Raw genomic sequence first — 14,817 nt, 5'->3', positions numbered from 1 at the left:
TTCAAACCACGTCAACGTCGCCTTGCCGTAGATATGGTTACTGACTTCGTCAGTTTCATCTACAACCTCAAAGCAGTGCTTTGAGCTGACTTCGTCAGTTCCATCTACAACCTCAAAACGGTGTTTTGAGCAACCTGCGGCTAGTTTCCTAGTTTGCTCTTTGATTTTCATTGAGTATAAATAAATACTCCAAAGCCTGCAAAAATCTGAAATATCCTCTTACAATTTGATATAATAGAGAGAAGAACTCATTTGAAGGAGGAAATGATGTCGGTTTTAGTAAAAGAAGTGATTGAAAAGCTTAGACTAGACATTGTCTATGGCGAACCAGAATTGCTTGAAAAGGAAATCAATACAGCGGACATTACGCGACCTGGTCTTGAAATGACAGGCTATTTTGATTATTATACGCCAGAGCGGATCCAGCTCTTGGGGATGAAGGAGTGGTCATATCTGATTGGCATGCCTTCTAACAGCCGTTATGAAGTTTTGAAAAAAATGTTTCTACCTGAGACACCAGCAGTCATTGTTGCTCGTGGTTTGGTGGTTCCAGAAGAAATGTTAAAGGCAGCTAGAGAATGTAAGATTGCCATTTTAACCAGCCGTACCGCGACCAGTCGTTTGTCTGGGGAGTTATCTAATTACCTGGATTCTCGTTTGGCCGAACGTACCAGTGTTCATGGGGTTTTGATGGATATCTATGGGATGGGCGTCTTGATTCAAGGTGATAGTGGTATCGGTAAGAGTGAGACAGGTCTGGAGCTTGTCAAACGTGGTCACCGCTTAGTAGCAGATGATCGGGTAGATATTTACTCTAAGGATGAATTAACTCTTTGGGGAGAACCTGCTGAAATCTTGAAACACTTGATTGAAATTCGTGGGGTTGGGATTATCGATATTATGAGCCTCTACGGTGCGAGTGCGGTCAAGGATTCTTCACAAGTCCAGCTAGCTGTTTACTTGGAAAACTATGATACGCATAAGACCTTTGATCGTCTTGGAAACAATGCAGAGGAATTAGAAATTTCTGGCGTAGCCATTCCTCGTATCCGTATTCCAGTGAAAACAGGCCGAAATATCTCTGTCGTGATTGAGGCTGCTGCCATGAATTATCGTGCTAAGGAAATGGGCTTTGATGCGACGCGTTTGTTTGAAGAACGCTTGACAAATCTTATTGCTCAAAACGAGGTGCATGATGCTTGATCCAATTGCTATTCATCTTGGCCCTCTAGCCATTCGTTGGTATGCCTTGTGTATTGTGACAGGCTTGATTCTTGCGGTTTATTTGACCATGAAAGAAGCGCCTCGAAAGAAGATCATACCAGACGATATTTTAGATTTTATCTTAGTAGCCTTTCCTCTGGCTATTTTAGGAGCTCGTCTCTACTATGTTATTTTCCGTTTTGATTACTATAGTCAGAATTTAGGAGAAATTTTTGCCATTTGGAATGGTGGTTTGGCCATTTACGGTGGTTTGATAACTGGGGCTCTTGTTCTCTATATCTTTGCTGATCGCAAACTTATCAATACTTGGGATTTTCTAGACATCGCGGCGCCTAGCGTCATGATTGCCCAAAGTTTGGGACGCTGGGGCAATTTCTTTAACCAAGAAGCCTACGGGGCTGCAGTGGATAATCTGGATTATCTACCTGCCTTTATCCGTGACCAGATGTATATTGAGGGGAGCTACCGTCAGCCTACCTTCCTTTATGAGTCTCTATGGAATCTGCTTGGCTTTGCCTTGATTCTGATATTCAGACGAAAATGGAAGAGCCTCAGACGAGGTCATATCACTGCCTTTTACTTGATTTGGTATGGTTTCGGTCGTATGGTCATCGAAGGCATGCGAACAGATAGCCTCATGTTCTTTGGTCTTCGAGTATCTCAGTGGCTATCAGTTGTCCTTATCGGTCTTGGAATTTTTATCATTCTATATCAAAATCGAAAGAAGGCCCCTTACTATATTTCAGAGGAGGAAAAGTAAATGTTAGAAGTTGCATATATTCTTGTTGCCCTTGCTTTGATTGTATTTTTGGTTTATCTGATTATTACTGTACAAAAGCTTGGACGTGTTATCGATGAAACAGAGAATACGATTAAAACCTTGACTTCAGATGTGGATGTGACCTTGCATCATACCAATGAATTGCTGGCTAAGGTCAATGTCTTGGCAGATGATATCAATGTCAAGGTGGCAACGATTGATCCACTCTTTAGTGCTGTTGCAGATTTATCTCTATCTGTTTCAGACCTCAATGATCATGCGCGTGTCTTGAGCAAGAAAGCTTCATCAGCTGGTTCAAAAACGCTCAAGACTGGTGCAAGTTTGTCAGCTCTTCGTCTTGCAAGTAAATTTTTCAAAAAATAAAAAAGGAGAATCCTTATGGGTAAACTATCCTCAATCCTTTTAGGAACCGTTTCAGGTGCAGCTCTTGCCTTGTTTTTAACAAGCGACAAGGGCAAACAAGTTTGCAGTCAGGCTCAAGATTTTCTAGATGATTTGAGAGAAGATCCTGAGTATGCCAAGGAGCAGGTCTGTGAAAAACTGACAGAAGTTAAGGAGCAGGCTACAGATTTTGTTCTTAAAACCAAAGAACAGGTTGAGTCAGGTGAAATCACTGTGGACAGTGTACTTGCTCAAGCTAAATCCTATGCTCGTCAAGCGACAGAAGCATCAAAAGATCGATTCAATAATCTAAAAGAGCAATGGCAAGAAAAGGCCGAAACTCTTGATGAATCAGAAGAGATTGTGATTGACATAACAGAAGAATAAAATAAATAGTAACTATTCTAGGTCCTATAAACTCTCTAGTGGATTATACCTCTATAGAGCTTATAGGTTTTTTTATGTGGATAAAACCTTGAATGAAAAGAAATTAGTCTATTTTTTCTATGAATAGATTTGTTTTTGCAATACAAAGCGTTATTATATTTATAATGTTATCTTTAAATATAGAATTTCTCTCGAATTCAAGCAAAATAACGCTATATATTTGATTAAGTATGTAGAAAATGGTATAATTGAGCTGTGATAGCTGTGATAGCTGTGATAGCTGTGATGTGTAAAATGCTCATCATAGTGATTTTTTATGGTTATATTCCTACTTGGGTTTAGCTATAAAAAATTACTTTTTAATTTGATTTTATGTCTTGACATAAGGAGGAAAAATGGGAAACAAATCGAATTCACTAAGTAGAGTAGAGCGTCATCAACGTGAAAAGGTTCTACGCTTTTCTATTCGTAAATATAGCTTTGGTGCGGCTTCAGTAGCTGTTGCAGCACTGATGTTTTTAGGTGCGCGCGTTGCTAGTGCGGATAGTGTGATTGAAAATAATTCACAAAATACCACAGATGTGGTTAAACAGAAAGATAAGGATAAACCACTTGCAGAGATTCAACAACCTACCGATAACAAAGTAGAAGTTGCACAGAATTCTTCAGAAAAGGAAATGACAACTAATATTGAAAACGTTGTCAAAGTGGCTGATAAAGCGAATTTAAGAAAAGTAGTTGAAGAGTTAAATGCTACTCTTTCATCGAAATCAGATCTTGACAAGTCAGTTATTTCTCCGATTAAGGACAGAGTTCAAAAAGGACAAGCCCTACTAGATAGTGATACTGCAACGCAGAAGGATGTAAATGAACTACTTTCCCTTTTAGAAAGTGATTTAACTGTTTTATCAAATGCTACTAAAGGATCAAGCAAGGTTCAAGAAACTGCAACTGAGAATAAGACTGAAATCAAAGATAATAAAACTACTTCTGAACTAAGTGAAGCTGATAAAACTATTTCAGATAAGAAAGAATCACTAAAATTGTCTGCTGATCAATTACAAGCAGCGGTTCTTGAGCTTCCTGAACATGAATCAACTAAAGAAGTATTTGAAAAAGCCAACGAACTCTTGGGATTAGCCCAAGGGGTTATTCAGAATACAACCATTTCTCTGAACGATGTTGAAGATATGACAAAACGTGTGAAGAGAGTGTTTAACTCTGTTAAAAACGCTACAACACGTTTGACTTCAGGTGCTCGTGACTCACGTAATGGAGAGAAGATTGAGAAGGGAACAAATGTAAGAGCAGCTTCAATTTCTTCAACATGGGATTCAAGTGACAACTTATTGATTTATCAACGTTTCCGTGCAAGTAATGGGGAGAGAGTTGTAAGAAATGGACTAAGAGAATATACAGAAAATAAAGTAGATATGTTCGCTAAAACGACAACAATTGGTGGGGAACGTTATGTAGTTTATGATGTCTTCTTCAACAATGATGGTACAGCAATGGCGAACTTAAGTAGATATCAAATCTATCGATTAATTTTACCACCTCAAATTTTAGATTTGAATAGCGATGGTACTTATAAAGGTAATACTTTAAGAGATTTGAAATTTGAAACTTATACAAGAAATGGTAACTCTGGAACTCTTTCTCAAAATCCGGAAAGATTTACTAGAACGGGTTCTTATGATGTTAACTTCTTGAGGGATTCTACGGATTATGGTCCAGCTTGGAAAAAATTAACATATTTCTATGGTTTAGATATCAGACATGGAAATAGTTATAACCAAGATATGCGTGATACGTTTAAAGGAAATAGTAATGATCCACTTTTAATCCATGCGGTAACAAGAACGGAAAATAAATTCAACAAATATTCATATGGTTTTGGGGTTAAAACAGAGGATAAAACAGCTGCAGTACATATGCAGGTAAAAGCTAAGTTGAAAGCTGGAGTAACAGATGCCCAAGTAAGAGATGCATACTCATTAGCGGTTGCTGGTACCTATGGAGCGACTACTAACCAAGCATATACATTTGTTTCAGGTCGAGATACAAATGAGCCAACATATACAGGATATGATGACCAACCAGTACAACCAACCTTAAGAGAAAAACAAGCAAAATTATATCCTATCCAAGGTAGCTCTCATACAAAAGTTGTAGGAGATGCAATTCCAAACACAGGTAATCCTGTAGCAGACAAATATGTTACGCGTAAAGGTAGTGGAGAATTTCCTGGTGGCATGCACTGGGATTGGAAAAATAATTCTGCTCCAAGTACGGCAAATGCTGGGAAGTTTACTTATACTGCGGTCGCAAGATATCAAGATGGTTCAACTTCGGAAGACGCAAATTCAGGATCTGATGGAAGAGTGTACTTTACGGTTAACCCTAAAAAACCTGTGATCACAGCAAGTGATGTGCAACATAAAAAAGGATTAACAAATCAACAAATCACAGTAAATGTTGGTACAGGGGTTAAAACAGGATCTACAGTTACTCTATATAGTAATGGCAAAATTATCGGAACAGGAAAAACTAATGGAACTACTGCAACAATTACTGTAGCAGAAGCATTGCCTGGAACACCGATTACAGCCATCACAACTGTCGATAATAATGGGGTTGTGACTTCTGAACGAAGTGAAGGAGTTACTCCAACGGATGCTCCAGATAATCAACCACCAACAGTGAAAATGACTAATCCGACAGATGGAAATAAAGTAAGTGTATTAACAAGTAATGAGACGAATGCGCCTACAACTCGTATTTATAGAGGTGCGACTTTAAATGTTCCATTAACAATGTACGATAATGATCCTAAAGGGAAAGTAAACTTAAAATATGTAAGTGGATTACCTAAAGGTGTTACTTTTAACAATGGAACAACTCTTTCAAAAACAGGAGCAGTAGAAAAAACTCCAGGAACAACTAATGTTATGGGGAAAGTTGCTGCTGATGCGACATTAGGAAAACAAACGGTTACTTTTAAAGTGTCCGATGATCAAGGAAACAATGTTGATAGTGGAAATAAAGCGACAGTGAAGTTTAATGTTGAAGTTGTTGACTTAGCCTTCAAAGAAGGAAAGGGAACAGCTAGTGATGGTAAGCTTGTTGTACAAACTGCTAAAGGAACGTCTTATACAGATTCGCACGATTTCATTACGGCTACTAATGGAACAAGTGCGGAAGACGGATTCTTCCCAGGTGGAATGAAGTTTAGATTTATTGACTCAAATGGAACTACGACAAGTAAAGTTACGTTAAATACTCCAGGTAAACATAATGTAAAAGCAGCAGCTTATTTCCATGATGGATACGCTGGAACAAATGGAGTTGAAAAAGTTACTAATACTACTCCGGGTAAAGATAATGAAATTATCAATAGAACATTCTTATATAAAACTATTGAGTTCCAAGTAAAACCAACAGCTCCAACAGTAACACCAGAAACAAATGGGGATGTTACAGTAACGCCAGTGACTGAAGAAAATGTTAATACATTTAATTTCACTTATAATGATCCGAATAACACACCAAAAACTGTTACAGCTACTAAGACTGGAAATGGATGGACATTAACAAATGCTCCAGCTGATGGTGTAACGATTGATCAAACTACAGGAAAGGTAACTATTAAAGACAGAGCTATCAAAGATTCTGATCCAATTACGGCTAAATCAGTAACAAAGGATAACGTAGAAAGTGATCCATCAAGAGCTAATTCAAATGTTGGAGATAATGAACCACCTAAATTCAAGTTTACTTCTAATGGAAAAGAAACAAGAGTTGAAACAGGAGGAGAGCAAGTAGCATATATCACTCCGACAGAAGATACACACTTAAAGATTGGTACAGTTACAGATAACTCTGGTAAATTATCTGAGGTCAAATTCGCAGATAAGGCTAATAGAGTATTTGGTATTCAAGGTTTAGGTTCAGGTATTACTTATAATGAAGTAGCCAAAACAAATAATGGAGATGTGGATGCTCCGAGAGATATCGTTGTTACAGGTAAATTACCAGAACGTAATGGAAATGCAGCTTGGACAGATGATGTTGCAATTACACGATTTGTTGTAGCAAAAGATGCTGCACTTAAGGAAATGAGAAATCAAACTGAAAATGTTTCAAATCCAACTCGTGTTAAATTGAAAGTTTTAACGCAAGCAACGAAATATGATCCACATGTTGGTGATCAAGTAATTGATAAGGATATTACTGCTCCAGGTGCAACGGTTACTCCAGCAGAGTTTGAAGCTATTAAATCAAATATTACCTTTACTTCAGAACGTGGTGATGTAAAAATCAGTAATGGTGCTAACAATAGAACTACTGGTTTAAATATCACGATGAAAGATAATGGTGCAATTCAGAAAGATCCAGCAAATGGTTCATACTATGTAACTGCTAGAATTGAATATCCAGACCATTCAACAGAAGATGTTAGAATTCCGGTTGCGAAGTCTGATACAACAGCGCCAAAAGTGACGATAAATGGTAAAGAATTATCAGAAACGGCTACAGATTATTCATTTATAGTATTTAAAGGTTCTACATTTAACCCAACTTTAAGAGTTAGTGATGATAAAAATGATGTGAAAAGCGTAAGTGTAACAGGCTTACCAAGTGGGAATAATTTCTCAGCAACAGGAAACTGGTCTAAAAATGGAGCAGATGTTCAAGTAGCAGGTAATACTGTTACAGCAACCAATAATGCTCAATTAGGAGATCATGAAGCAAGTATTGTTGTAAAAGACGCACTAAACAATGAGAAAACTTATAAATTTAAATATAAAGTTGTAGATGTTGCAATTAGAGAAACACCAAAAACAGTTCCATTAAATACACAATTAGGAGATTCTCATAATTATGTAAAAGTAGTTGATGGTACAAATAATGATGGGGATGATAAATACTATCCAGACGGTATGTCGTTCAAATGGAAGAAGGATACTGCTGAAGTTCCGAATGGAACTAGATTAAGCAGACCAGGAATCGTTTCTGAATATAAACCAGAAGTGAAGTTTAAATCTGGAGCTGGTTTCTATACAAAAACAATCGATGGTAAGGAAGTTAAAGTTTATACACCTGCTACAATTGAAAGAGACCAAACATTCCGTGTTAAACCAACAGCTCCAACAATTACGTCTAAAGATGACGGAGATGTAACAGTAACGCCGGTAAGTGAAGAAAATGTTAATAGATTAGACTTTACTTATGTTCATCCAAACAATTCTACTTTTAGAATAACAGCTACAAAAAATGGCAATATATGGTCGCTATCGCCAAATACTCCTCAAGATGGTGTAACTATTAATCCAGATACGGGTGTTGTAACGATTAAAGACCGTGCTATTAAGGATGCAACTGAAATAACAGCTAAATCTGTGACATCAGATAGCGTAGATAGTGATACAACAACAGGGAATTCTAAAGCCGGGGATAAAGAACCACCAGTATTTACATTTGATCCAGATGGAAAAGAAAAAATAGTTGATGCTGATGGTAACCAAGTAGTTTATGTAACGCCAACAGAGGATACAAATCTAACAATTGGTAGAGTGACGGATAATTCTGGTAAGCTATTAGAATCTAGAATAATGGAAAAAAATGGGGACATAAGTAATGGTTTAGGATTCCGAGGATTATCTTATAATGAATTGATTCGTAGAGATAATACTGAAGTAGAAGCACCAAGAGATGTCAATATTACAGGGAAAGTAAATGAGTATAAAACAGGAACAACACCATGGAATGATAGTGACGATTATACACGTTATGTAATTGCAAAAGATGCTTCTACAAATGAGCTAAGAAATATATCAGATGGAACGAATCCTACTAGAGTTAAATTCAAAGTCTTAACTCAAGCAACAAAATATGAACCACAAGTTTCAGCTCAACCAGTGAATGTGGATGTTAATGCTACAAATGCGAAAATTAGTCAGTCTGATTTTGACGCACTGAAATCAAATATTACCTTTGATTCAACTCGTGGACCTGTAAAAATAGATAATACAACTGCTGGATTGAAGATTTCTATGAAGGAAGACGGAGCTATTAAGCAAAATCCTGATGGTTCTCACTATGTTGGTGCAACTATCGAATATCCAGACCATTCAAGAGATGAAATTCAAATCCCTGTCGTAAAAGCGGATGCGAATGAGCCTTCAGCTACAATGGATGGTATGTTGTTAACAAAAGATGAGAATACTACTGCTAATTTTGTAGTATTTAAAGGAGCAAAATTCAATCCTACCTTCACTGTAAGAGATGATAGAAATAAAATTACTAATCTGAAAGTAACAGGACTTCCAAATGGAACTGAAATTGAAAAAACTGGAACTTGGAATAGTGGAACGAATGTTAAGATTGAAGACGCAGCGAATACCTCAACAGATACTGCCACTTTAGGAGACCATGTAGGTAGTGTAGAAGTTACAGATTCAACAGGTAATAAGGGTACTTATAAATATAAATATAAAGTAGTAGATGTTGAAGTTAGAAATAGTCCAAAAACTGTTGAGTTAGGAACGAAATTAGTTGATGCAGCAAATGCAAATAACGGACAAGACTCTCATAATTTTGTAAAAGTAGTCGATGGTCAAAATAATGATGGTGATGATAAATATTACCCAGCAGGAATGAACTTCAAATGGAGTACGAATAATGCTGAAATTACGACTACTACTGAGTTTAATAAACCAGGTGTCGTAACGGATTATAAAGCATTAGTGAAATTCTCATCTGGAGCAGGATATTATACAAAGAGTATCGATGGAAAAACTGTTAAAGTTTATACACCTGCTAGCATCCAAAAAGAGGTTACATTCCATGTAGCACCTCCAAAACCAACGTTTAATCAGGATGCAGTATCATCAACAACACGTACAATCAGTGGTACATTAGGTGGATTCACATCAGATGATAGAGTCGTAGAAGTACACTTAAATGATAAAGATAACACAGTTTTATCAAGTAAAAATGGACAAGTAACCATTAATGGAGATACTTGGACAGCGACATTACCAGATAATGTAAAACTTCGTCAAAGTGAAAACAAAAACGGAGAAACAGAGAAACCATTACCAATTACAGTAGTGAACAAAGTTGGAGATACAAATGTTTCAAAAACAAGTGATCCTAAAGTAGTTACAATGGGTGATTACTCACCTTCTGCTACAATTGCTGGTAGCAAGCATATTGATGTAACAGTGCCACATGATGCAAAACGAATCGAGTTACGATTCCATAACAGCACTGACACTGATAATACACCAAGCAGCATTGTCCTTGTTCGTGATGAAAATGGTGGAGATTGGAAAGTAGATCCTTCTACAGCATCAGCTGGAGTTACAAATGCAAATGGTTTTGTGGATGCTATTACAAATAGTATTAATGAAGGAAATAAAGCTGAAAACAAAGTAAGTATTGCTCTAAAAGAATCAGATAATAATAAAAAACTTCTTATTAAAGAAGAAACTGCTTCTGGAGACAATACAGATAACTATACTAGCGGATTAGGATTACGAGTAGATTACAAACCTGAAACAGGTTCAGATGCAACACCAGCCGGAAAATGGCAAGTTATTACAGTAACCAATGATGCTCCAGTAGTAACGTTGAAAGATGCAGCAGTAGGAACACAAGAAAATCCAAAAGTTTATGATGCAGGAACAGTACTAACAGCAGATAAACTAAAAGAATTAGTAACGGTGTCTGATACTGAAGATGATCGTACTACGGATAAACCTTTCGGAACAGGTACTGTTAATGTTTCAGAACTTCCAGCAAATCCAACTGCAGGAGTATATGCTGTAACACTTCAACCAGTTGATAGCCAAGGAAAAGCAGGAAACCAAGTAACTGTACATGTAGTTGTAAAAGAACAAAAACCAGCAGCTCCAACTATTTCACAATGGCAAAATGGAAATGTTAAAGTAACACCACCAACAGATGGAGACAAAGTAACAATTCCATTAGCAGGTGGAACTGTAACACTAGTGAAGAAAGATTCTGGATGGGAACTTGAAACACCAAAAGAGGGTGTAGTATTCCGTAAAGGTGATGGTTCATTAGAGATTCCTAAAGAGTTAGTAGGAACTAGTGTGACTGCTAAATCAACAAAAGGTACGGGTGGTTCAGCTGTAGATTCTGATGATGCGACATATACACCAACACCTCACAAAGTAACAACTGTTGATGTTATTAAAGAAGTAGATTCTCCATTAACAAATTCTGATTTATCAGGAAAAACAGGGGTTACTGGAGTAGTAGATGGAACTGAAACGAAAGATTTCACAGCAGCTAAGATTAAGCGTGTACAGGAAAATTCTGAATTACCGAAAGTAACTCCAGATAGTAAACATACAATTCCAGTGACAATTACTTATGATGATGGTTCAACAGAAACAACTGACGTAATTGTTAAAGTGAAACCGCAAGCTCCAACAGTGACACCAAAAGAAAACGGAACTGTAGAAATTACACCTATATTAACTGGAGAAGGAACTACAACTATCACATATACAGGTGAAGATAATACGCCACAAACAGTAACAGTAACAAAAACCGGAGATGGAACTTGGACAAGTTCTGATCCAACAATTGCTGTTGATGCAAATGGTAAAGTGACTATTCCTGCGGATAAAGTAAAAGACGGTTCACCAGTTACTGCACAAGTGACAAGTAAAACAACAGACTTAACAAGTCAATCATCTACAGAAACAGCAGGAAAACCATTAGAAGTTAAGTTCGGAGAACCAGAAAAAGCTATTGAAAATAAAGAATATACAAGTTCAATAGTCGTAACACCAAATAAAGACAATAGTACAATTACTGCACCAACAGTAAATGGCTTAACGGTGAATAGTGAAGGAAAAGTTACAGGAACACCAAAAATCACAGACTGGGATGGAATAGAAGACAATCGTGACGTAACTATCAAAGTAACGGTAACTCATGAAGGTGACACACCAGTTACGAAAGATATTGTTGTAAATGTATTAAGAGATACAGATGGAGATGGTGATCCAGACAATACAGATCTAGATGATGATAACGATGGTATTCCAGATGAACAAGATAAAAATCCAAAAGTAGCGGATGACCTAACAGGAACTGTGACACCACCAGCTCCTGTGAGAGAAAAAGCTGCAATCACACCAGTTACTGTTGTAACATCAAATAAACCAGGTTCAAAAATTACACAAGAGAATCCAGAACCAGTTAATGGCTTGACAGTTAATGGCAATGGTGAGTTAACAGGAACTCCAACAGTAGATAATTGGGACAAAGATGAAGAACGTCAAATTAACATTCCTGTTAAGATTACAAAAGAAAAAGATGGAAAAACTGGAAAAGAAACTGAGGAAATTAAGGTAGAAGTTCCGGTAACGATTCTGAGAGATACAGATGGTGATGGAATTCCAGATAAAGAAGATGCAGATGATGATAACGATGGAATTCCAGATGAGGAAGAGAAGAAAAACGGAACAGATCCAAAAACTCCTACGACTCAAACTCCAACTATAGGAATTACTCGTAAAGAAAATGGTGATGCAATCGTAACACCAACGAAACCAGGTGGAGGAACATATCCACCAGGAACAACTGTAACAATTCCAGGAAATGACAATACTCCAATTGAAGTTACAATTGGAAATGATGGTTCAGGAACAGTACCAAATGATAAACTTCCAAAAACTGATAAACCAGGAAAAGGAACAGTAACAGAACCAAATAAAGCACCATCTAAACCTGTAGAGGTAACAACACCAGCTCGTAAACCATCAACAATTGAGTTAGAACAAGATCCAAAAACAGGAGACGTTACTGTAACACCTAAGAAACCAGATGGATCAACATACCAACCAGGAACGAAGGTAGAAATTCCAGGCAAGAATGGAACACCTATTATCGTAACAATAGAAGATGGCGGTAAAGGAAAAGTTTCAAACAATGATTTACCGGAAGATAAAACACCAGGAACAGGTAAAATTATAGAAAAAGGTAAAGATACTGAAGATGTTAAAGTGGAAACACCAAAACGAATTGATCCAACTTTACCAGAAACAGACGCTCCAACAGAAATAGCAATTACTCGTAAGGAAAATGGAGACGCTATTGTAACACCTAAGAAACCAGGCGGAGGAACATATCCACCAGGAACTAAGGTAGAAATCCCAGGAGAAGATGGAACAACTATTGAAGTAACCATTGGAAATGATGGATCAGGAACAGTTCCAAATGATAGCTTACCAAAAGATGCTAAACCGGGAACTGGAACAGTAACAGAACCGAATAAGAAACCATCACAACCTGTAAATGTGACAACACCAGCCCGTAAGACACCAACAGTAGAGTTGGAACAAAATCCAAACACTGGTGATGTAACAGTAACACCTAAGAAACCAGGTGGAGAAACATACCCACCAGGAACAATTGTGGAAATTCCAGGTAAAGATGGAAACCCAATTAGAGTAGAAATTGGACGAAATGGTAAAGGTACAGTTCCAAATAGTGAATTACCAGACGGAAGAACTCCAGGTACTGCTAAGATAACAGAACCGAATAAACCTGTTGAAAATGTAACTGTTGAAACGCCAGCCCGTAAGACACCAACAGTAGAGTTACAACAAGATCCAGATACAGGAGAAGTAACCGTAACACCTAAGAAACCAGATGGGTCACCATATCCAAGTGGAACTAAGGTAGAAATTCCAGGTAAAAATGGAACACCAATCGTTGTCACAATTGGAGAAGACGGTAAAGGAAAAGTACCGAATAAAGACTTACCAGATGGTAATATCTCAGGACCAGGAACAATCACTGAGCCTGGTACAGGAAAAACACCAGAAAAAGTTACTGTAGAAACACCAGCTCGTTTAATACCAGCCTTAGTATTAGATCAAGATCCAAATACAGGAGATGTGACAGTAACACCTAAGAAACCAGATGGAACAATATATCCACCAGGAACTAAGGTAGAAATCCCAGGAAAAGATGGAACGCCGATTGTGGTAACAACTGGACCAGATGGAAAAGTAATTATTCCAAATAAAGACTTACCAGATGGAGAAATTCCAGGAACAGGTAAAATCACACCACCAGGTAAACCTTCTGTTGAATTAGAAGTGAAAACACCTAAGAAACTAGATCCAAATGAACCACAAACAGAAAAACCAGAAAAACCAGGTGGAATCGAAATTACAAGAAAACCAAATGGAGATGCTATAGTAACACCTAAGAAACCAGATGGAACAACATATCCACCAGGAACCAAGGTCGTTATCCCAGGTGATCATAATACTCCAATCGAAGTGACTATCGGAGATAATGGATCAGGTGAAGTGCCAAATGATAAACTTCCAAAAGGAGATTTACCAGGAAAAGGTATCGTAACAGAACCGAATAAGAGACCATCACAACCAGTTGATGTAACAACGCCAGCGCGTAAGACACCAACAGTTGAGTTGGAACAAGATCCAAGTACAGGGGATGTAACCGTAACGCCTAAGAGACCAGATGGTTCAATTTACCCACCAGGAACGAAAGTAGAAATTCCAGGTAAGAATGGAACACCAATCGTCGTAACAATTGGAGAAGATGGTAAAGGAAAAGTACCAAATAAAGATTTACCAGAAGGAGATGTTCCAGGAACAGGTAAAATTATAGAACCAGGAAAACCTGATGAAAATGTTAATGTGACAACACCTTCACGTAAAACACCAACAGTTGAGTTGGAACAAGATCCAGATTCAGGGGATGTAACCGTAACACCTAAGAAATCAGATGGAACAACATATCCATCAGGAACTAAGGTAGAAATTCCAGGTAAGAATGGCACACCAATTGTCGTAATAATTGGACAAGATGGTAAAGGAAAAGTACCGAATAAAGATTTACCAGACCGTGAAGTACCAGGGAATGCTAAGATTACAGAACCAGGAAAAGATCCTGTAGAAGTTCCAGTGGTAACAACACCAGCGCGTAAGACACCAACAGTAGTATTGGAACAAGATCCAGAT

The 14,817-nt window shown here is 37.6% G+C and carries 5 protein-coding genes; all 5 read left to right on the top strand.

The window, feature by feature from the left end:
- Window positions 1-267: 267 nt before the first annotated feature.
- Window positions 268-1,203 carry an HPr(Ser) kinase/phosphatase gene (gene hprK / locus RWM06_RS08145; RefSeq protein WP_313970764.1) on the top strand — a complete coding sequence of 312 codons (936 nt, stop codon included), beginning with the start codon at window positions 268-270 and terminating at the stop codon, window positions 1,201-1,203.
- On the top strand, window positions 1,196-1,984 hold the full coding sequence (gene lgt / locus RWM06_RS08140; protein ID WP_313970763.1) for a prolipoprotein diacylglyceryl transferase: 789 nt from the start codon (window positions 1,196-1,198) through the stop codon (window positions 1,982-1,984). Before hprK ends, lgt begins: the two co-directional genes overlap by 8 nt.
- Window positions 1,985-2,368, top strand: coding sequence for a DUF948 domain-containing protein (locus RWM06_RS08135; protein ID WP_399553535.1), 384 nt, complete (start codon window positions 1,985-1,987; stop codon window positions 2,366-2,368).
- A 15-nt stretch (window positions 2,369-2,383) separates the two neighbouring features.
- Window positions 2,384-2,773: a YtxH domain-containing protein gene (locus RWM06_RS08130; RefSeq protein ID WP_313970762.1), complete on the top strand. Its 390-nt coding sequence runs from the start codon at window positions 2,384-2,386 to the stop codon at window positions 2,771-2,773.
- A gap of 395 nt (window positions 2,774-3,168) precedes the next feature.
- Window positions 3,169-14,817: YSIRK-type signal peptide-containing protein (locus RWM06_RS08125; protein ID WP_313970761.1), on the top strand; the 11,649-nt coding region annotated here is incomplete at its 3' end.

It is taken from the genome of uncultured Streptococcus sp., assembly GCF_963516575.1.
Lineage (GTDB): Bacteria > Bacillota > Bacilli > Lactobacillales > Streptococcaceae > Streptococcus.
This window is presented reverse-complemented; position numbering and strand designations above follow the sequence as displayed.

Bases quoted from the DNA above. Each gene is read 5' to 3' on its own strand.
- RWM06_RS08130 (WP_313970762.1), top strand. From the start codon at position 2,384: ATGGGTAAACTATCCTCAATCCTTTTAGGAACCGTTTCAGGTGCAGCT.
- lgt (WP_313970763.1), top strand. From the start codon at position 1,196: ATGCTTGATCCAATTGCTATTCATCTTGGCCCTCTAGCCATTCGTTGG.
- RWM06_RS08135 (WP_399553535.1), top strand. From the start codon at position 1,985: ATGTTAGAAGTTGCATATATTCTTGTTGCCCTTGCTTTGATTGTATTT.
- hprK (WP_313970764.1), top strand. From the start codon at position 268: ATGTCGGTTTTAGTAAAAGAAGTGATTGAAAAGCTTAGACTAGACATT.